The organism is Pseudomonas sp. LAIL14HWK12:I1 (genome assembly GCF_003202095.1).
In the GTDB taxonomy this organism is placed as follows: Bacteria; Pseudomonadota; Gammaproteobacteria; order Pseudomonadales; family Pseudomonadaceae; genus Aquipseudomonas; species Aquipseudomonas monteilii.
Window position 1 is genome coordinate 502,133 of the sequence record NZ_QJKG01000003.1, and the last position, 20,171, is coordinate 522,303.

General features: G+C 62.7%; 16 protein-coding genes, 2 pseudogenes and 1 riboswitch. Of the genes and pseudogenes, 7 read left to right on the plus strand and 11 right to left on the minus strand.

Annotation, left to right across the window (positions count from 1 at the left end; translation table 11 throughout):
• Nucleotides 1–70: 70 nt before the first annotated feature.
• The 3 genes from D906_RS11710 to D906_RS11720 all read left to right on the plus strand — a co-directional run bounded on the left by D906_RS11710 (nucleotide 71) and on the right by D906_RS11720 (nucleotide 4,712).
• On the plus strand, nucleotides 71–1,531 hold the full coding sequence (locus tag D906_RS11710; RefSeq protein WP_019099266.1) for a HAMP domain-containing sensor histidine kinase: 1,461 nt from the start codon (nucleotides 71–73) through the stop codon (nucleotides 1,529–1,531).
• A 291-nt stretch (nucleotides 1,532–1,822) separates the two neighbouring features.
• Nucleotides 1,823–3,316: a HAMP domain-containing sensor histidine kinase gene (locus D906_RS11715; protein ID WP_019099265.1), complete on the plus strand. Its 1,494-nt coding sequence runs from the start codon at nucleotides 1,823–1,825 to the stop codon at nucleotides 3,314–3,316.
• On the plus strand, nucleotides 3,285–4,712 hold the full coding sequence (locus D906_RS11720) for a sigma-54 dependent transcriptional regulator (protein WP_027615202.1): 1,428 nt from the start codon (nucleotides 3,285–3,287) through the stop codon (nucleotides 4,710–4,712). Before D906_RS11715 ends, D906_RS11720 begins: the two co-directional genes overlap by 32 nt.
• 9 nt (nucleotides 4,713–4,721) lie before the next feature.
• On the opposite strand, the gene D906_RS11725 is transcribed toward D906_RS11720, so the two are convergent.
• The 3 genes from D906_RS11725 to D906_RS11735 all read right to left on the minus strand — a co-directional run bounded on the left by D906_RS11725 (nucleotide 4,722) and on the right by D906_RS11735 (nucleotide 7,108).
• Nucleotides 4,722–5,021, minus strand: coding sequence for a hypothetical protein (locus tag D906_RS11725; protein ID WP_019099263.1), 300 nt, complete (start codon nucleotides 5,019–5,021; stop codon nucleotides 4,722–4,724).
• A gap of 84 nt (nucleotides 5,022–5,105) precedes the next feature.
• Nucleotides 5,106–6,458 (minus strand): GntP family permease, encoded by a 1,353-nt coding sequence (locus D906_RS11730; protein WP_019099262.1) that lies wholly within the window; start codon nucleotides 6,456–6,458, stop codon nucleotides 5,106–5,108.
• 110 nt (nucleotides 6,459–6,568) lie between these two features.
• Nucleotides 6,569–7,108, minus strand: a complete 540-nt coding sequence (locus D906_RS11735; RefSeq protein ID WP_019099261.1) for a gluconokinase — start codon at nucleotides 7,106–7,108, stop codon at nucleotides 6,569–6,571.
• A 207-nt stretch (nucleotides 7,109–7,315) separates the two neighbouring features.
• Between D906_RS11735 and D906_RS11740 the strand changes: the two genes are divergently transcribed.
• The 3 genes and pseudogenes from D906_RS11740 to D906_RS27025 all read left to right on the plus strand — a co-directional run.
• Nucleotides 7,316–8,335, plus strand: coding sequence for a LacI family DNA-binding transcriptional regulator (locus D906_RS11740; protein ID WP_025752930.1), 1,020 nt, complete (start codon nucleotides 7,316–7,318; stop codon nucleotides 8,333–8,335).
• Between the two features lie 135 nt (nucleotides 8,336–8,470).
• Nucleotides 8,471–9,256: pseudogene (locus D906_RS27020) on the plus strand (PAS domain-containing protein); the annotation flags it as partial.
• A gap of 102 nt (nucleotides 9,257–9,358) precedes the next feature.
• Nucleotides 9,359–9,790, plus strand: a pseudogene (locus D906_RS27025) (methyl-accepting chemotaxis protein); the annotation flags it as partial.
• Here D906_RS27025 and D906_RS11750 read toward each other — a convergent pair.
• From D906_RS11750 to D906_RS11785, 8 genes are all read right to left on the minus strand, one after another.
• Nucleotides 9,765–13,040, minus strand: coding sequence for a transporter substrate-binding domain-containing protein (locus D906_RS11750; protein WP_019099259.1), 3,276 nt, complete (start codon nucleotides 13,038–13,040; stop codon nucleotides 9,765–9,767). The pseudogene D906_RS27025 and the gene D906_RS11750 overlap by 26 nt on opposite strands.
• Before the next feature lie 13 nt (nucleotides 13,041–13,053).
• Complete coding sequence (locus tag D906_RS11755; RefSeq protein ID WP_019099258.1) at nucleotides 13,054–13,668, minus strand: response regulator transcription factor; 615 nt, start codon at nucleotides 13,666–13,668, stop codon at nucleotides 13,054–13,056.
• Nucleotides 13,669–13,889: 221 nt separating this feature from the next.
• The gene (locus D906_RS11760; protein ID WP_019099257.1) at nucleotides 13,890–14,132 is read right to left on the minus strand and encodes a DUF1272 domain-containing protein; all 243 of its coding nucleotides are present in this window, start codon (nucleotides 14,130–14,132) and stop codon (nucleotides 13,890–13,892) included.
• Nucleotides 14,133–14,198: 66 nt separating this feature from the next.
• Nucleotides 14,199–14,951 (minus strand): precorrin-4 C(11)-methyltransferase, encoded by a 753-nt coding sequence (cobM, locus tag D906_RS11765; protein WP_019099256.1) that lies wholly within the window; start codon nucleotides 14,949–14,951, stop codon nucleotides 14,199–14,201.
• 31 nt (nucleotides 14,952–14,982) lie between these two features.
• Nucleotides 14,983–15,369 carry a cobalamin biosynthesis protein gene (locus D906_RS11770; protein ID WP_025752929.1) on the minus strand — a complete coding sequence of 129 codons (387 nt, stop codon included), beginning with the start codon at nucleotides 15,367–15,369 and terminating at the stop codon, nucleotides 14,983–14,985.
• Complete coding sequence (locus D906_RS11775; RefSeq protein ID WP_027615203.1) at nucleotides 15,369–16,055, minus strand: CbtA family protein; 687 nt, start codon at nucleotides 16,053–16,055, stop codon at nucleotides 15,369–15,371. Before D906_RS11775 ends, D906_RS11770 begins: the two co-directional genes overlap by 1 nt.
• A gap of 9 nt (nucleotides 16,056–16,064) precedes the next feature.
• On the minus strand, nucleotides 16,065–16,253 hold the full coding sequence (locus tag D906_RS11780) for a CbtB domain-containing protein (protein WP_016714029.1): 189 nt from the start codon (nucleotides 16,251–16,253) through the stop codon (nucleotides 16,065–16,067).
• Nucleotides 16,254–16,345: 92 nt separating this feature from the next.
• A riboswitch (cobalamin riboswitch) is annotated at nucleotides 16,346–16,570 on the minus strand.
• A gap of 53 nt (nucleotides 16,571–16,623) precedes the next feature.
• Nucleotides 16,624–17,670 carry a LacI family DNA-binding transcriptional regulator gene (locus D906_RS11785; RefSeq protein ID WP_027615204.1) on the minus strand — a complete coding sequence of 349 codons (1,047 nt, stop codon included), beginning with the start codon at nucleotides 17,668–17,670 and terminating at the stop codon, nucleotides 16,624–16,626.
• 260 nt (nucleotides 17,671–17,930) lie between these two features.
• Here D906_RS11785 and D906_RS11790 point away from each other — a divergent pair, with 260 nt between their 5' ends.
• Nucleotides 17,931–20,147, plus strand: a complete 2,217-nt coding sequence (locus D906_RS11790) for a TonB-dependent receptor (RefSeq protein WP_027615205.1) — start codon at nucleotides 17,931–17,933, stop codon at nucleotides 20,145–20,147.
• Nucleotides 20,148–20,171 lie beyond the last annotated feature (24 nt).

The following is a 20,171-nucleotide window of genomic DNA, read 5'->3' on the forward strand; positions in this document are numbered from 1 at the left end:
CAATTTAATACTATGGTTTCCCCAACTCTGGGCTATAACCTTCTGAAGGTGCCCAGATGTGGAGTCCGCCATGGACATCGCCCCTCGTTCCGAGACCATCGAAGTGCCTGTCGGTAACGAGTTGGCTGCCCCGCGCAAGCCATTCAACCTTTTGCGTTGGTATGCCTGGGTCAGCCTGGCCATCATCCTGTCGGTGGCTGCCGGGCTGGGGCTGATTTCCAGCCGTTTCATCATCGATGAGAGCGTGGAGCGCGATGCCTTGCTCACCGCGCAATTCATCACCTCCATCGCCGACGCCGAAGTACGCCACGTGTCGATCCCCAACGTGCGCACCATGGGCGAGCTGATCGACCCGCGTACCGACCGCAGCAACCTGCCAGATGTCGACCCGGATGCCCGACGCAAGGCGCGCGGTGAGTTTCTCGACCATATCGCCCACCTGCCCGACATGCTGCTGGCCAATATCTATGCGCCGGACCGTACGGTGATCTGGTCCAGCAACCCGGCGCTGGTCGGTAAGCTGATCAATGGCGACGACGACCTGGAGCGGGCCTTCGAGTACAAGATGCGGGTCTCGGCCAGCTACCATAACTTCGAACAGGCCCGCGCCGAGCAGAAATTCGTTACGCCGCCCGAGCAGCTGTTCATCGAAAACTACATTCCGCTGTTCGATGCCGATGGCGAGAACGTCACGGCAATGGTCGAAATCTATAAAGAGCCCCATGACCTGATCGTGCGCATCGAGCATGGCCTGATCCTGATCTGGCTGGCTATCACCGTGGGGGCCGCGCTGGTCTATATCGGCCTGTACGGCATCATGCACCGTGCCGCGCGGTTGCTGGCGGTGCAGCAGAAGCGGCTGATTAACAACGAGACCTACGTTGCACTGGGCGAGGTGTCGTCGGCGGTGGCCCACAGCCTGCGCAACCCGCTGGCGAGTATCCGCTCGAGTGCCGAACTGGCCCAGGCGTTCGACGACGGCCCGGCGCAACGTCAAGTCAACGATATCATCAGCCAGGTCGATCGCATGTCGCAGTGGATCCGCCAGATGCTGCAGTCACTGCGCCCGCTGAACGACGAGGCCGTGGCGGTGGACTTGCCACAGGCGTTGCAGGAAAGCTTGCAGACCTATGCCGTGCCGTTGGCACGCAGTGGGGTAAGCCTTGACCTGCAACCGTTACCGGCAGTGCAGGTATTGGGGCACCCGGCGTTACTGCGGCAGGTGTTCAGCAGCCTGGTTGCCAATGCCCTGGAGTCGATGGAGCAGGGCGGGCGTCTGCGTATCGAGGTGGTGCGCCAGAACCGTCGCTGCCTGACACTGCGCCTGTCCGACAATGGCAAGGGCATGAGCGAAGAGCAGCAGCGCATGGCCTTCCGGCCGTTTTTCACCACAAAACAGGGTGGGCTAGGAGTGGGCCTGGTGCTGGTGAAACGCATCATGGAGCGCTTCGGCGGTTCGGTTCGGCTCGGCAGCAGCGAGGGCCATGGTACGCGGGTATCTTTGACGTTCCGGTTGGTATCCTGCTTATAACAAACATTAATTAAAGTATTTAAGCTGTTGATGCTTAACGATTTTATAGGGATTGGGTGGCAATTACCCAAATGTGGGGGTTTTTCCTCAGTCTGTATTTAGAAAAGCTTTATAACGTACTGAATTATTTTGGTTTGTTACTGGCTGGCTGAGTTCTTGCTACGTGATGTGCAGAGCGCAACACGCAACACGCAACACAAGGCAGCTATCAGGCTGCCCAGGCGGGGTGCTTTCAATTGGCTGTTGGCCTTGAGGCATTTCTGGACGGACGCCCTGTGCGGGAACCACGCGATGCAGATGCTGGAAAACGAAGTTCGCGACAAGCCCGGTGCGACCGCCAGCGGCCTGGCTGTGCCATTGCGTGAGTTCAACCTGCTGCGGTGGTTTTCGGTCATCAGCCTGTTGATCATCACCGCCGTGGCGGGCGGGTTGGGTTATGTGTCAACGCGGTTCGTGGTTCGCGACAGCGTGCAGCGCGATGCCATGCTTACCGCGCAGTTCATTCAGGCCATGGCCCAGGCCGAGGTACGCCATTCGCAGTTGCCGCCAGGCACCACCATGGGTGAGCTGCTTGACCCGCGTCTGGACCTGCAGCACTTGCAGTTCACTCCCGCACTGGCCGAGTCGACCCGGGTCGAGTTCCTGGACCATGTCGAGCACTTGCCAGATACCTTGCTGGCCAACGTCTACGCCCGCGACCGCACCATCGTGTGGTCCACCAACGTCGAGCTGATCGGCAAGCGGATAGAAGCCGACGGCGACCTCGACCGTGCCTTCCGGTCGCGCAAGGCGGTGTCCGCCAGCTACCACAAGGCCGAGGAAGATCGCGAAGAACAGAAGTTTCAGCGTGAACCGCGCTACCTTTTCATCGAAAACTACATTCCGCTGTTCGACAGCCAGGGCGAGCAGGTATTGGCCATGGTGGAAATCTACAAAGAGCCACAGGACCTGGTGCGGCGTATCCAGCGGGGTTATGTGCTGATCTGGGCTTCGACCTTGGTGGGCGGGGCGCTCATCTATTTCGGGCTGTTCTGGATCGTGCGCCGGGCGGCGCAGATGCTGCATCTGCAACAGGACCGGCTGGTGGCCAGCGAAACCTACGTGGCGCTGGGCGAGATGTCGTCTGCGGTAGCCCACAGCTTGCGCAACCCGCTGGCCAACATCCGCTCGAGCGCCGAGCTGGCCCAGGAAACCGCCAACGTCGCCGCGCAGAAGAACATCACCGATATCATCAGCCAGGTCGACCGAATGTCGCGCTGGGTACGTGACCTGCTGGTGTCGTTGCGCCCGACCAGCGACGAACCTGAAGCCGTGGACCTGGTGGCCGCCATCGAAGACACCCACCTGGCCTTCGCCCAGCAGATCGAACGAAACGGCGTGCGCTTCCATTTCGAGGGGCCTGACGTGCAGTGGGTGGCCAGCCAGCCGTTGCAGCTGACGCAAATTCTCAACAGCCTGTTTTCCAACGCTCTGGAGGCCATGCCCTGCGGCGGTATGTTGAATGCCCATGTCAATGTGCAGGGTGGCCTGCGTGCCGAATTCGTGCTCACCGACACGGGCAAGGGCATGAGCCAACAGCAGGAAAGGATGGTGTTCAAACCGTTCTTCACGACCAAACAGGGGGGGCTCGGTATAGGCCTGGCCCTGGTCAAACGCATCATGGAACGTTTTGGCGGCTCGGTCAGCCTGAGCAGCCGCGAAGAGGAAGGAACCCGCGTCAGCCTTACATTCAATATCGCAGCGGGAGGGGACCATGGAGCACAGCATCCTGGTAGTCGAGGATGATGAAATTCTCGCCGACAATATTCGCACCTACCTCAGCCTCAAGGGCTACGAGGTCACCGTATGCCATAGCGCGGAGCTGGCGCTGGAGCAGATCAAACGGGCCCGGCCCGACGCGGTGCTGACTGATAACTCGCTGCCTGGCATGAGCGGGCACGACCTGCTGCGGACCTTGGTGGCACAGGTGCCGGACCTGAAAGTGATCATGATGACCGGCTACGGCAATGTCGAAGATGCCGTGCAGGCGATGAAGGAGGGCGCCTTCCATTACCTGAGCAAGCCCGTGGTGCTGGCCGAACTCAAGCTGACCCTGGACAAGGCCCTGGCTGCCGAGCGCATGGAGCGCACGCTGTCGTTCTACCAGGAGCGAGAGGCGCAGAAGTCCGGGTTGCAGGCGTTGATCGGCGAGTCGCCTACGATGCTGACCCTCAAGCACACCCTGCGCCAGGTGCTGGATGCCGAACGGCGGATGGCCAGTGACGACCTGCCACCGGTGCTGGTCGAAGGCGAAACCGGCACCGGCAAGGAACTGGTGGCCCGCGCCCTGCATTTCGATGGCACGCGCAGCAAGGGGCCGTTCATCGAGTTCAACTGCGCCTCGATCCCGGCCAACCTGCTGGAGGCCGAACTGTTCGGCCACGAGAAAGGTGCATTCACCGACGCCAAGGAGCGCCGGGTAGGCCTGGTGGAGGCGGCCGATGGCGGCACCTTGTTCCTCGACGAGATTGGCGAGATGGACCTGGTGCTGCAGGCCAAGCTGCTCAAGCTGCTGGAAGACCGCAGCATCCGCCGGATTGGTGCGGTGAAGGAGCGCAAGGTTGACCTGCGGGTGATCAGTGCCACCAACTGCAATCTGGAGCAGATGGTGCAGCAGGGCAAGTTCCGCCGCGACCTGTTCTTCCGCCTGCGCATCATTGCCCTGAAGGTGCCGCGCCTGTATGCCCGTGGGCAGGACATTCTGCTGTTGGCCCGGCATTTCCTGGCCCACCATGGCCGGCGTTATGGCAAGCCGAACCTGCGTTTTTCTGCCGAAGCCGAGAGCCTGATGCTGGGCTACAGCTGGCCAGGCAATGTGCGCGAACTTCGTAACATGCTGGAGCAGACCGTGCTGCTGGCACCGAACGAGGTGGTGCAGGCGCACCAGCTGAACCTGTGCATGACGTTGATCGACGAGCCATTGGCAGCTCAGCAGGCGCCCGTAATGTTCGAAATGCCACGGCACGAGCCGGAGCCCGGCACCAGCCTGCCCGACATGGAGCGCGACCTGGTGTGCAAGACCCTGGACCGTACCGACTGGAACGTGACCAAGTCGGCGCGGATGCTGGGGCTGTCGCGGGACATGCTGCGCTACCGGATCGAGAAACTGGGGCTGACCCGGCCAGACAAGCGTCAGTGGTAGGGCAGGCGTCTAGTGCTGACTATCGTCAGCTGCGCCACTTTGCCGGCGAATGCCCTCCTGGCCACTGCCATCCATTCCCGGCAGGTCACGGTTGTCATTCTGCTCTGCCGGCGGGCTGTCCGGGTCGTTGCCCTTGATGCGCGGGTCGGTATCCCGCGGCATGGGCTTCTCGATCGGGTTGAGGGTGCTGTCCACGCCTGGCCTTGGCGCAGTACTGTGCGGGTCGTCAGGGTAGGTCGGGCCGGTGCCGGCGGCCAAGGCCAGCGGCGAACCAAGCAGGGTGATCAGCAGAATGCTTGTGCGGGTCATGGCAGACTCCATTGCGTTGGGTAGGGCTCATACTTTTCTTCGGCCCTACCCGACCCATCCAGGTGCCATTGCCCCGATAAACGGTTACACCATCAGCGACAACAACATGATGAAGATGATGCCGACTACCGAGAGAATGGTCTCCATCATGCTCCAGGTCTTGAAGGTTTCCGCAACGGTCATGTTGAAGTATTGCTTCACCAGCCAGAAGCCGGCGTCGTTCACATGCGACAGGATCAGCGAGCCGGCACCGGTGGCCAGTACCAACAGCTCACGGTTCACACCCGGCACCAGATCGATCACCGGAGCAACGATGCCCGCACCGGTAATGGTGGCGACCGTGGCGGAGCCGGTAGCGATGCGGATCACTGCCGCCACCAGCCAGGCCAGCATGATGGGTGAAATTTCCGCCTGCACGGCCATCTGCCCGATCACGTTGCCCACACCAGTGTCCACCAGCATCTGCTTGAAGCCACCGCCAGCACCGACGATCAGCACGATGGCAGCAGTGGGGGCCAGGCTCTGGTCGAGCATCTTCATGATCTGCTGGCGGTTGAAGCCGCGAGCCGAACCAAAGGTGTAGAAGGCCAGCAGCAGGGCGGCGAGCAGGGCGGTGATCGGGTGGCCGATCAGGTCCATCCACTGGCGCACGATGTGCTCGGCCGGCAGCACCACGTCGGCGAAGGTTTTCAGCAGCATCAACGCGACTGGCAGCAGCACGGTGATGAGGGTGATGCTGAAACTTGGCAGGTTGCCCTGGTCGGACTCCTTGGCGATCTGGTCCATCAGTTCCTGCGACGGGTTGCCCGGGATGTAGCGGGAAATGAAGTTACCGAACAGCGGGCCAGCGATGATCGCGGTGGGCAGTGCGACGATCAGGCCATAGAAGATGGTCTTGCCGATGTCGGCGTGGAAAATGCCGATCGCCAGCAGCGGGCCCGGGTGAGGCGGGACCAGGCCGTGCACCACGGAAAGGCCGGCCAGCAGCGGAATGCCGATCTTCACCAGCGACACCCCGGAGCGGCGGGCGACGATGAACACCAGTGGAATCAGCAACACGAAGCCGATTTCGAAGAACAGCGGTATGCCCACCAGGAACGCGGCGAACATCATGGCCCAGTGCACGTTCTTCTTGCCGAAGGCGCGGATGAGGGTTTGCGCGATCTGGTCGGCGCCCCCGGAGTCGGCCATCAGCTTGCCGAGCATGGTGCCCAGGGCAAGGACGATGCCGACAAAACCCAGCACGCCGCCAAAACCGTCCTGGAACGATTTCATGACTTTGGCCACCGGCATGCCGGAGGTCAGGCCCAGGAAGCCGGCCGCGAGGGTAAGGGCGACGAAGGGGTGCACTTTGAAGTGGGTGATCAGCAGGATCAGCCCGACGATGGTAACCAGCGCGTCGAGCAGCAGGAAGGTATCAGTAGCCAGTCCGAACATGGTTTTAAGGCCTCGGTCTTATCGTTGTTTTGGGCGTAGCTTTTTGGAACTTTTCCCGCGTTTGCGGGATGGGGTAGCGCTGTCTTTGGTGAGCCGGAAAACCGCCAGGGTCAGGCGGTTTGCGCCAGCCCCAGCTCACCGCAGGCCTTTAGCCAGCGGTCCACCGCTTCGGCCAGTGCTTCGACGGGTTGGGTCGCATCCAGTGGCAGGGTCAGTGGCTCGCCGCGTGGCGATTCCAGGGCAGCGAACTGGCTGTCGATCAGGCTGGCCGGCATGAAGTGACCGGGGCGGGCACGCACGCGTTTTTCCGCTTCGGCAGGTGACAGTTCAAGGAACACGAACACCAGCCCAGGCATGGCATCGCGCAGGGTGTCGCGGTAGCGGCGCTTGAGTGCCGAGCAGGTCAGGATCGGGCGCTCCCCAGCCTGGGTGGTGGCCTGCAACTCCTGACCAAGGCGTACCAGCCAGCCGGCGCGGTCGCCATCGTCCAGCGGGATGCCAGCGCTCATCTTGCGGATGTTTTCGGCAGGGTGGAAAGCGTCGCCTTCGATCAGGCGGCCGCCGCTTCTGGCAGCGATGGCGGCGCCGATGCAGCTTTTGCCGCAACCGGCCACGCCCATCACCACGATGGCGGACAGGGGAGAATTCATCAGTACCTCCTGCGGGGTGAGATAGCGCTGTCTCGTCAATGACGAACAACGACCTCCCCGGTGTTATTGGTCTTGTCCTTACGCAGTATGGACGCCTGGTGGCGAGCGCGTGATGGCTGCTACCAAAGATTACATTGCCTGCGTCCTGAGACAGCGCTACCTTAGTGGCCGTTCCCTCTCCTTGCAAGTAGTAAAATTACAACATCCATGTCCCGCACCGGCTCCCGTACTACAGGTCGTCCCACCCTGGCAGAAGTTGCCAGGCTTTCCGGGGTTTCCCCGATTACCGCTTCGCGCGCCTTGCGCGGAGTCAGCACGGTTGCGCCGGAGCTGGTGGAAAAGGTTTTCGCCGCAGCGGCAAACCTTGGCTATGTCGCCAACCCGGCGGCCCGGGCGCTGGCCTCGGCGCGTAGCCAGTCGGTGGTGGTGTTGATCCCGTCACTGTCCAACCAGCTGTTCATCGATACCCTGGAGGCCATCCACGAGGTCATGCGCCCGCGTGGGCTCGAGGTGTTGATCGGCAACTATCACTATGACCTTGCTGAAGAAGAGAACCTGATCCGCAACTACCTGGCCTATCAGCCCTGCGGCATGCTGCTGACCGGCTTCGAGCGCAGCGATGCGGCCCGCCAGATGCTGGCTGCCAGTGGTGTGCCTTGTGTGCACATGATGGAGCTCAATGGCGAGCCTGGGGCATTGTCGGTCGGGTTTTCGCAGCAGCAGGCCGGGCGTGCCGCTGCCCGGCACCTGATCGAGCGCGGGCGCAAGCGCCTGGCATTCATTGCCGCGCAGCTCGACCCACGGGTGATGCAGCGAGCCGAAGGTTTCCGCCAGGCGCTGGCCGAGGCCGGTTTGCAGGCGACCGAGCTGGAGGTACTGGCGCCGGAGCCGTCATCGATTGCACTGGGCAGTGCGCTGTTCAGCCAACTGATGCAGCAGGCGCCGGATGTCGACGGCATTTTCTTCTGTAACGACGACCTTGCCCAAGGCGCGGTGCTGCAGGCCTTGCGCCAGGGGGTGGAGGTACCACGCCAGGTGGCGATGGTCGGGTTCAACGATTTGCCGGCCTCGGCGCACATGGTGCCCAGGCTGACATCGATTCGCACGCCCCGGGCTGCCGTGGGGCGTGGGGCGGCGCAGGCGCTGCTGGCGCTGCTCGATGGCAAGCGTGTGCCCAACGCACAGCAGGACTTGGGCTTTGAGTTGATGGTGCGGGAAAGCTCCTGAGTTTCACGCCTGGGCAGCAAGCGTGTCAGACGCTTGGTAATGAAAATGCACTAATTACAAAGTGATAGCACTGTGCTTGCATGCTAATGATGGCGATCTATGCTCATGAAACCGCGCATAAAGGAGCCCGGCGTCATGTTCGATTTCCACCGCAAGTCCGATTTGGTCGAGATCCAGCGCAGCCAACAGGCTTTGGCCACCGCGCAGGCCAAACTCGCCGCTATCAGCCGCTCCATGGCGATGATCGAGTTCGCTCCCGATGGCACCATTCTCGATGCCAACGAGCGTTTCTGCCAAGCCATGGGTTACAGCGTTGACGAGTTGCGTGGCAAGCACCACCGGTTGTTCTGCGATCCAGGCTACGCAAAAAGTGCCGAATACCAACAGCTGTGGCGTGAACTGGGGCAGGGCAAGGCTATCAGCGGTACCTTCGAGCGCCTCGACAAGGCCGGTCGCGAGGTATGGCTGGAGGCCAGCTACATGCCGGTGCTGGACGAGCAGCGTCAGGTCACCAGCGTGATCAAGGTGGCCGCCGACATCAGCCAGCGGGTGGTGCAGGAGCATGAAAGCGAAAACCTGCTCAAGGCCATCAGCCGCTCCATGGCGGTGATCGAATTCACCCCCCAGGGCAGGGTGATCAAAGCCAACCAGAATTTCCTCGACACCATGGGCTATCGCCTCGACGAGGTGGTTGGCCGGCATCATGGCCTGTTCTGCCTTGCGCATGAACGCGAGTCGGTCGAGTACCGCGAGTTCTGGGCGTCGCTTAACCGTGGCGAATACCATTCGCACCGTTTCGAGCGTATCGACAAGCAGGGCCGGATGGTCTATCTGGAAGCCTCCTACAACCCCATTTTCGACAGCAAGGGGCGCTTGAACAAGGTCGTGAAGTTCGCCAGTGACATTACCCGCCAGGTCTGCACCCAGCAGAATGCCGCCGATGCCGCCCATGCCAGTTCCATGCAGACCGACGCCTGCGCGCGCAAGGGGACAGAAGTGGTGCAGCAGACGGTGCAGGTAATCGAACAGATTTCCCAGGAGCTTAACGACGCTGCACGCAGCATCGATGCGGTCAGCAAGCAATCGGATGTAATCGGGCAGATCGTGCTGACCATTCGTGGCATCGCCGACCAGACCAACCTGCTGGCCCTGAATGCCGCGATCGAAGCCGCCCGTGCCGGCGAGCACGGGCGAGGCTTTGCGGTGGTGGCCGATGAGGTGCGTAACCTGGCGGCGCGCACCAGCAAGGCCACCCTGGAGATTGTCGATGTGGTGCGGCAAAACCACGACCTGTCCCTACTGGCGGTAGCCAGCATGCAGTCGAGCCTGAACCGCACCGGTCACGGCGTGGCGCTGGCCAACGAGGCCGGTACGGTGATCATGGAAATCCAGCAAGGCTCACGGCACGTGGTGGATGCCATCAGCCAGATCAGCTCGACGTTGCAATTGCATTGAGCGCATCGCGCATTTCGTCAAGCAGGGCTTGCAGGCTGGTTTGCAGCAGCGCGCGCTGCTCGACCGTCGGCAGCCCCTGTGCGTGGGCGAGCTCGATGGCTTCGCAGTCCTTGACCACAATGCGGACCCTGATCATCTTGGCGCCACCCTTGATGCGATGGGTCAGGGCCCGCACGGCTTCGTCGGCGGCGTCTGGTGCCAGGGCCCGTAAGGCGGCCAGGTCTTCGGCGACGCTTACCGACAGCTGTTCGAGCAAATGCCGCGTCAGCTGTTCGTCGTCCTGGGTCAGGTGGCGCAGTTCAGCCAGGTCGAACCCGCTATGGCGTGTTGTCGGTGTTTCTTGTTGCTGAGGGCGGACTAGGGGTAGATGGGCCTTTAGCGAACGCAGGCCAATGGGTTTGAACAGGCATTCGTCCATGCCGCTGGCCAGGCAGCGGGCGCGTTCCTCAGCCTGGGCATTGGCGGTCACGCCGAGAATCCTGCACGCTGGCAGGCCGCGTTCACTCTCCAGGGTGCGAATGCGCCGGGTGAGTTCGTGGCCGTCCATGACCGGCATGCTGCAGTCGGTAATCACCAGGTCGAAGCGCGCGGCCTGCCAGCGCGCCAAGGCGATTTCGCCATTTTCCGCCAAGGTCACGCGGTGCCCCAGGGTATGCAGTTGCCGCTCCAGCAACAGCAGGTTGGCGGGGTAGTCGTCGACCACCAGAATGTTGAGCGGGCCGCTAGTGCTTTCATGTGCTGGCGGTGCCTGCTCGGCTTTTACCGGTGCCGCACAGGTGGGCAGTTGCAGGCAGACTTGCACCCGGGTGCCGACGCCTTCCACGCTCTGCAGGCTCAAGGCGCCGCCCATCAATTCGGCGAGGGTACGGCTGATGACCAACCCCAGGCCTGCACCTTGGCGGGCCCTTGGGCCATCGGCCTGGACAAATGCATTGAACAGGCGGGCCTGGTCGGCAGGGCTGATGCCAATACCGGTGTCGCGCACATTCAGCTCGATTGCCAGAATGCCCTGACCGGCAACCTTGGGCAGCAGCAGGCTCGCCTGCACTTCACCACGGTCGGTGAACTTGATGGCATTACTGACCAGGTTGGACAGAATTTGCTTGCATCGCACGGGGTCAGCCAGCACCCAGACTGGCTCTGCCGGCAGTTCGCTGTGCAGGTGCAGGCCTTTGGCCCGTGCATTGCCCTCGAATACCCGCAGTGTGGCGCGCACCAGCTCTACAAGGTCGGTGGGCACTGGCTGCAGGCTGAGGTGGCCGGATTCGATGCGGGAAATGTCGAGAATGTCGCCAATCAGCTCGAGCAGGCCAATTGCCGAGTCGTAAGCGGTCTGCAAGGTCTGGGTGTCGCAGCGGCCGCCACGGCTGTCCTCCAGTGCCAGTTCCAGCAGGCCGATCACGGCATTCATCGGGGTACGGATTTCGTGGCTCATGGTGGCCAGGAACGTGCTTTTGGTCTGGCTGGCCTGTTCGGCGTCGTCCTTGGCCTGGCGCAATTGCTCAAGCAGCCCGCGGCTCAGCGCCAACTGTGCCTGCAGCGCGTGCTGGGCCTCTGTACGCTGGTTGATCAGCTTGCGCAGGTAGCTGTTCCAGAATATGACCCCAGCCAGCAGCAGGGCCGACAGCACCAGCACCTGCAAGGCCAAGGTGCGGTAGTCGCGCCAGGGGCTGTCGCTGACCAAGGTGCTGGTACGCCAGCGGTTGATCAGTTGATCGAGCTCTTCGGGCGGAATGCTCAGCAGCGCCTTGTCGAGAATGGCCTGTAGCTGGGGCTGGTCGGCGGCGACGGCGAAGGCGGCAACGGCCGGTTCGTCGTCGAGCACGCTGGCGATGCGCAAGCGATCCTTGAACACATGACTGATGTAGTAGGCAGCATTGATATGGCTGCTAAGGGCAACGTCGGCGGTACCGTTGGCCACGGCCTCCATCTGGCCGAGCGGGTTGTCCACTTCGACTATCTTGGCCTGCGGGTAGCGCTGATGCAGTATGGCCCGTTGCGGTGAACCACGCACCAGGGCGATGCGCTTGCCGTTCATGGCCTTGGCTTGTGCGGGAGATTCGACGTCGCTGCGGGTGACGAGCACGCGTGGACTGACCAGATAGGGGCGGGTGAATCGCAACTGCTTCAAACGGTCAGCACCATAGCCCAGCGCCCCGATCATTTGCGCCTCGCCTCGGGCCAGGCGGTCCACCATGGCCTGTGCTGAAGCACTGTCGACGGGTGTGAACTGCAGCCCCGTGCGCAGCGAGATCTGCTTGAGCAGGTCGAGGGTTATGCCACTGGGGCGATGCTGAGCGTCGTTGAAGGTCAAGGGGGCCAGCGAGGTATTGACCAGCACACGGATGGAGGGGTTGGCGGCGATCCAGGCCTCCTCTTCTGCGCTCAAGGCAGAGAGATGGCGCTGCAGCAGCAGGCTGGTGTTACCGCTGCTCCAGCGGCGCAGGATGTTCAGGCGTTCGCTTTCACTGATGCGCGCCAGCGCCTTGTCGACCAGACGGTGCATGCGTGGGTTGTCATCGGCCAGGGCAAAGGCAAAAGCCCCGGGGGCCACCTGGCAGAAGTGATCGATTTTGAGCGTGCCCTGGTAACTCCTGCCAATCAGAAAGTCGGTGCTGATGGCATCGCCCAGGTACGCATCCGCCTCGCCCAGTTCGACGGCCGCCAGCCCGGCTTGCGTCGAGCGGTACAGGCTCAGTTGCGCTTTGGGGTACAGCGTTCGAACGGCAGCGGCGGGCAGATAATGATCGACCATGGCCAGGCGCAGGCCGGCGAGGTCAGGTGTGCCCTTCAGGCTGTGCCCCTTGCGGGTGACGATGACTGGGAGGTCGTCAGCATAGGGGGTGCTGAGGCTAAGTTGAGCGTCAGCCGCCTCGAAGGCATTGGAGCTGCCCAGCAGGTCGATGCTGCCCTCACGCAAGGCGGTGATCGCTTCGTGGCGGCTGTCGTAGCGCCGTACCTCGACGGGAATGCCCAACTGCTCGGCGATAATCCCGGCGTAATCGGCGCTAAGGCCTTCGTATTCGTGCTGACTGACGTTGATTTCGAACGGTGGATAGTCGGGCCGAGAGCTGCCCAGCACCAGGTGCTGGCGTCGCTGCAGCCACTGCCGGTCTTCGCTGGACAACGACAGGGGGGCGGCGGCACTGGCCGATCGGGCCAGCAACTGACGGGGTTCGCTGCTGGCCAACAGATCGGCCGAAGCGAATAAGCCGGTAGCCAGAAAGATGCTCGCCAGCAGGCGCTTCATGGTGTGCAAACGCTCAATAAACGCTGTTGCGTTTGGCCAGGTCGACCATTTCTACCAGTGATTCAGTCTTGAGTTTTTCCATGATGCGGCCCCGGTAGGTGCTGATGGTCTTGGCGCTGAGGTTCATGCAAGTGCCGATATTCTTGTTGTTCTCGCCGCGCGCCAGGCGCCGCAATACTTCCATCTCCCGGTTGGAGAGGCTGGCCAGGCGCACGGGCTCGCTTTCCAGCGAATTGCTGTTGACCGACATCTGCGGAAAGGTCGAATAACCTTTGATCAGGGCCTTGAGGGCAAACAGCAGCGCTTCGTGGTCTTCTTCCTTGGTGACGAAAGCGCCGATACCGGCATCCAGGCAGCGTCGCACGTACAGGTCGGTGGCCTGGCCGGTCAATACCATGATCTTCGGCTCCGGCTCCAGGCACTGCAGGCGCTTGATGACTTCCATGCCGTCCAGCCCAGGCAGGCCGATATCGAGAATGACGACGTCCGGGCGCAGTTCGCGGGCCACCTGCGCCACTTCACTGCCATTGCCGACTTCGCCGACGACATGGAAGCGCTCGCGTTCAAGCAATATGCGCAAGGAAACCCGAACGATAGGGTGGTCGTCGACGATCAGCACGGTTGTCATGGGGAAAACTCCTGTCGGGATGTGGTCCGCTTCCTGGATCACTCAGGAATACGTCTGCAAGTGGGTTAATCGGAAGCGCTGCAAGATACGACCAATCCCGAAGTTTGGTAATGCCGAGTATAGAAGTGTTGAAATCACCCGCACTTGTTGTTGAAAAATCCTACAAAAAGCAGGATAGACATCACCCTATCAAAGCGGTGATGCCGGTTTTCTCCGGTCGGTCAGACGCAGGCCGCATGCGGTTTGTTTACGCGCTGGGCTGAGGCGGGGTTGTTGGCCAACGCCTGGCCGACCCGCGTCGGGCGGGCCACCAGCTGGCCCGAGCAGTTCGGGCAACGGCCCAGCAAGCGGGTTTCGGCGCAGGTGCGGCAGAAGGTGCATTCGAAGGAGCAGATCAGCGCATCGGGGCTGTCGCCCGGCAGGTCGGTATCGCAGCACTCGCAGTTAGGGCGTAATTCCAGCATGGGCGTAACTCCTGTTCGCAGGCGGGAACCCGGAGTCTGCTACGCCTGTGGCAAGCCTGGCAATGCTCAGTCGGCAGAGCGATACAGATGGGCGTGCCCGGCACGGTACAAGGCCGACTCGGCGAATGGCGTATCCCCTAGCACATGGCCAACCAGGATCAGTGCCGTACGCCGGAAATCTTTGGCCGCCACGCGTTCGACGATATCGCCGAGGCTGCCACGCACCCAGTCCTGGTCAGGCCAGGTGGCCCGGTGCACCACCGCTACCGGGCAGTGCGCGCCGTAGTGCGGCAGCAGCTCTTCGACAATGCGCGAGAGGTGCTTGACCCCCAGGTGAATCGCCAGGGTGCTGCCATGGCGCGCCAGGTCTCCCAGTTGCTCGCCGGGCGGCATGGGCGAGCTGTCGCCATAGCGGGTGAGGATCACCGTTTGCGCCACCTGTGGCAGGGTCAGTTCGCAGCCGAGCAGTGCGGCGCTGGCTGCCGTGGCGGTGACCCCGGGGATGATCTGGTAATCGATGCCAAGCGCCTGCAAGTGGCGGATTTGCTCGCCGATGGCACCGTACAGACTGGGGTCGCCACTGTGTACACGGGCCACATCCTGACCCTCTTCGTGGGCGGTGCGCATGGCGTTGACAATCTGTTCCAGATGCAGTTCGGCGCTGTTGATCACGGTCTCGGCCTGATGGCCTTCGAGCACGGCGGCGGGTACCAATGAGCCGGCATAGATAATCACCGGGCACTGGCGAATCAGCCGTTGGCCCTTGACCGTGATCAGTTCCGGGTCGCCGGGACCGGCGCCAATGAAGTAGACCGTCATGGAAAGTCCTTGCAGGAAAGAGGGGAAGCGCTCAGCCGGCCAGGGCGAGGGTCGCCGGGCCAAGCACCTGGCGGGCCAGCAGCAACCTGGCCTCGCCAAGGTGCTGGCTGGCCAGGGCCAGTGCCGCGCTCTCGGCCACACCCCAGCAGCCACTGTGGGCATGGGCGGCGGCGGAGCGATGGCTGAGCAGGGGTTCGTAAGGTTGCAGTTGCACGCTATGGTACAGCACCAAGGGCAAACCGAGGCGTTCGGCCAGTTGTAGCAAGCCGGGTTCGTCGGCCTTCAGACTAATGCTGGCGATACCGCGCAGGTCGGCCAATGTCAGGCCCTGGTTGTCCAGGGCCTGGTCCAGCAAGCGTTGCAGGGTATCCGCCGGGCAACCCCGGCGGCAGCCGAAGCCGGCGTAGAAGTGCGGCATCAGGCCCGGCTGGAACGGCGGAACAGCCAGGCGCTGAGCAAGCCCAAAGCCAGCCAGAAGGCGGCGTTGGTCAGCCAGGAGGCCACTTTGAACTGGGTTTCCAGTGCTTCGGGGGCCAGGCTTTCATGCACTTCGGGTTGTGGCGCGCCAATCACATGGGGGATTACCAGCAGCACGGCGCCCAGCGCTTTGAGCAGCCAGTGGCGAGCGAACACCAGCAAGGCCAGGCCCAGCGCGGTGGCGCTGGCTGTGCCGATCCACCAGGCCTGACGTTGCCCCAGGTCGGCGGCAGCCGTACCGGGCAGTTCGGGTGGCAGGCCCAAGGTCGGGGCAAGACAGAACACGGCGAAGCCGGCCAGCCCCCACCCTGCACCCGTGCTGGCGCGGGTCGGTTCACGCAGGCTGTACAGGGCGGCGAGGATCAGGGCGAAGCCGACCGCGACCACCAGGTTGCCGCCCGTAGTGGACAGCACACGCTGCCAGCCGTCTTCCGGCGACCAGGCTTCGGCGCTGTGCTCATGGGCGGGCACCTCGCTGCCATGCTCGTGGTGGGCGGCAGGGGCCGAGGACTCGTAGGTTTCCGCCTCAAGAATCAGCGGGGCGACCCACAAGCTTTGCAGCAAGGTCAGAAACAGGGCCGCAAGCAGCCCGCTGAAGCCCGCGGTACGGGCAATGCGCGTGATCATCAGGCGTACTCAGTGGCAGGGGAAGGCGGCGCTGTGGCGGGTGTCGTGGGCGGCGTTGTGCACGGCCTCGATGTGCGAGAAACCGGCAAAGTACACCAGGCAGAGGCCCAGCAGGCTGGCGCCGACGGCGATGACGATGCGCTGGCTGAGGGTGACAGGCGTGGCAAGGCTGTGTTGCTTGGCGCTGGTGACGGGCATGACGCGTTCCTCTGCTTTTTGTGGGCAATGGGCGAGCGCGGCAGCCCCGAGCGTAGTCGCCCAGGGGAATGCAACAGCGCCCGCCCACCGCGGGGTGTTCATGAACGCCAGGCCGGTCTCCGGGCTTGCGAGGAGGAGCAGGGCTCCTGGAAAGTGTCACCTTCCCATGCCGCATTACAAGGGCACAGTGGTACAGACGCTTCGCTCGCTTACCGTTGCGGGGGCAGCACCGGAATTGTCCGGCCCTGTTGGAGGGCCTGCGACGCACCGGTTTCCCGTTTCACCCCCAAGGGGGCACCTGAACGTGATGCATAAGGAGAGCATGGGGCGGGCTTGGCGTCAATGCCACCCTCAGTGGCCGTACCCTGAATCACGCGCTCTCGCGGGCAATCAACTCGCACGCCAACAGGTTCAGCCGCTGTACCTCACCGTCACACGCCAGCGCACCCAGGTGCTGCAGCACCCGCAGCGCCGCCACTTCGCCAATCTCCCGGGAGGGCGGGCGCAGGGTGGTGAGGCTGGGCAGCAGCATGTTGGCAAAGGGGTAGTCGCCGAAGCCGACAATGGCCATGTCTTCAGGCAGGCGCAAGCCGGCCCGCTGGCCGGCCAACAGGGCGCCGGCCGCCAGGTTGTCATTGGCGAAGATGATCGCGTCAGGCCGTGGATTACGGCGGATCAACGCTTCCATCGCCTGCTTGCCCGCCTCGAACGGCGCGCAGTCTGCCGAGGGCACGAACACCCAAGGCTCCAGCCCGGCTTCACCCAGTGCCTCGACATAGCCGTCGCGCCGCTCCAGCGCACTCAGGTCGCCGGCTGCACTGTTTTGCACGAACGCGATGCGCCGATGGCCCTTGTCCAGCAGGTATCGGCAGGCCTGTACACCCACTTGGTGATGAAGGAAGCCCACCTGCAGGGGCGCCCGCTCCGGGCGGTAATCCCAGATTTCCACCACAGGCACATCTGCGTCGGCCAGCATCTTTTCCGTGGCCGGGCTGTGGAAATGGCTGGTCACCACCAACGCCGCCGGTGACCAGCCAAGAAACGCCCGCACCGCGCTTTCTTCCTGCGCTTCGCTGAAGTAGCTGGACGCCAACAGCAACTGGTAACCATGCCGGCTGAGGGTATCGCTGAAGGCCTGGATGGTCTGGGCGAAGATCGGCCCGGAAATGTTCGGGATCACCATGCCCACGATGCGTCCGCGCGCCGAGGCCAACCCCCCGGCGACCAGATTAGGGACATAGCCCAGCGCTTGTACAGCAGCCTCGATACGTTCACGCAGCGGCGGTGAAACCTGGTCTGGCTGGTTGAAGTAGCGCGACACGCTGATGGCTGAAACCTCAGCAGCCCGCGCCACCTCGGCGAGGGTGACACGGCCTGCGCCGCGTCGCTTGCGGGGGGGATCCTTGGCCTGGCTCACCGGGCTGCCTCCTGTGGAAATGGCCCGATGGTAGCGCTAACGGATCAGCGATTGGCAAATAGCTTTATTGCATATAAATCTGACTTTTAAGTATTTGACGTGCTAAACGATGGCCACAGATACTTGCTCATGTTAGCGCTAACAAGCGCTGCTGTTGGCAAGCGCCTGCCACTCGCACGAGCGAGACCAGACAACCACAGCAACTTCGTGTCGGCCCCGTCAATGGGGGCCTGGTCTGGTTTCCCGAGGCAGTGAGCACCATGCAGAAAAACCGTACACCTTTTCCCGCTACGCAACGCCGGCCGTTGGCCGCAGCCATCCTGCTGGCCGTTTTCGGGCAGGGCGCCCAAGCAGCCGAGCCTGCTGAAACGGGGGCTGCGCAGGCCACTGCACTGGGTGCGGTTACCGTGACAGCCACACGCCGCGAAGCCACATTGCAGGAAGTGCCGGTGGCAGTGTCGGTGATTGATGGCGAGCAGTTGGAGCGAGACAACCGCAACAACGTGGCCAGCATCGTCCAGCAGGTGCCTACCCTCAATTACCGCGCCGGGGCCTCGAACAAGGACACCTCGTTGTTCATTCGTGGTGTGGGCACCATTTCCACCTCGCCGGGCGTAGAACCTACCGTGGCCACGGTGGTCGATGGCGTGGTATTCGGCCGCCCGGGCCAGTCGACCTTAGACCTGCTCGACCTGGAACGTATCGAGGTACTGCGCGGGCCGCAGGGCACACTGTTTGGCAAAAATGCCTCGGCCGGCGTGCTGAATGTGGTCAGCAAGGCCATCCCTGAACAGACCCAAGGTTATGTAGATTATTCGCACTTTGGTGGAGGCGACGAAAACCGCCTGCGTTTCGGTATTGGCGGGCGCCTGAGCGAGCAGTTCAAAGGGTCGTTAAGCACCCTGTGGGGCGACTATGACGGCAATGTCGAGAACGTTGCCAATGGTCACGACGTCAATGGCTACGAGCGCAAAGGCGCCCGCGGCAAGCTGGAGTTCGAGCCCAACGAAGACCTGCGCCTGACCCTGATCGCCGACTACATGAAAGGCGAAGACACCTTGCCCAGCGGTGTGATCACCAGCGCCAGCGCCGCCTTCGCCAACCAATTGCGTCCGGTGACGCCAAGCGCCCACAACCGCGACATCAACAGCGACTTCAAGACCCACGTCGAGGACGAGAACCAGGGGCTGTCGGCGCAACTGGACTGGCAGTTGGGCGACTACACCCTGACGTCGATCAGCGCCTGGCGCGGCTGGGACAACACCCAGTACCAGGACGGAGACCGCCGCGCCTTGCTGCCACTGACCGCCTCCCACGACAAAGGCACGGTGGACTATGAGCAGTACAGCCAGGAGTTTCGTCTGACCTCGCCCAAAGGGCAGTTCAACGAATATGTGCTGGGAGCCTTCTACATGCATGGCACGTCCAGAGAGACCTACCAGCGCCTGTCGGTCAACGGCGGTGTTGCCAACAGTGGCCGTGCCGACTATTCCACCACCAACGACAGTGTCGCGCTGTTCGGCGAGAACACGTTCAATTTCACTGACGACTTGCGTGCCATTTTCGGCCTGCGCTGGACCCACGACGACCTCGAATACGACCACCGCCGCGTCTCCACCTCGGCCACTTCTGTAACCGGCATTCAGCCCTCTACCGCCAGCTCGGGGTCGGTGGATGAGGACGGCTGGAGTGGGCGGACCGGCTTGCAATACGACTTCAGCGACAACCTGACCGGTTACGTCACCTATTCGCGCGGCTACAAAGGCCCGGCTTACAACGTGTTCTTCAACATGCAGCCGCGCGACACCGAAGCGCTCAAACCCGAGACCTCCGATGCCTATGAAATCGGTTTGAAAAGCACGGCGCTGGACAATCGCCTGACCGCCAACCTGGCCGTATTCCACACCGACTACGACAACTATCAGGCCAACTTCTACGACACCGTGGCCAACCAGGTGGTGACCCGTCTGGTCAACGCGGGCAAGGTCAAGACCCAGGGTGTGGAGCTGGATGCCAGCTTCCAGGCCACCTCGCGCCTGAAGCTGTCGACCGCGGTGGCTTACACCAAGGCTCGCGTCGATCACTTCAACTGCCCGGCCGGTGCGGCGGCCAGCTGCAACATCGATGGCGGCCGCTTGCCGTTCACGCCGGACTGGAAGACCTACCTGCGCGCCGATTACGTGATCCCGCTGGACAACGGCCTGGATGTGGAACTGAGCAGCGATTACAGCTGGCAGGACGCGGTGCAGTTCAGCCTCGACCAGAACCCGGACACCGTGCAGGGCGCCTACGGCATCTGGAACGCCAGCATCGCCCTGGCCGACTACAACGACGGCTGGCGCGTGGCGCTGCTGGGCAAGAACCTGGGCGACAAGTCGTATGCGCAGATGCTGGCCAGTGGCGGTGACTACATCTACCGCTCGGTACCACGCGATGACGGGCGCTATTTCGGCGTGCAGCTGCGCAAGGATTTCTGAATCTGTGGCTTTTCGGACCAAGGA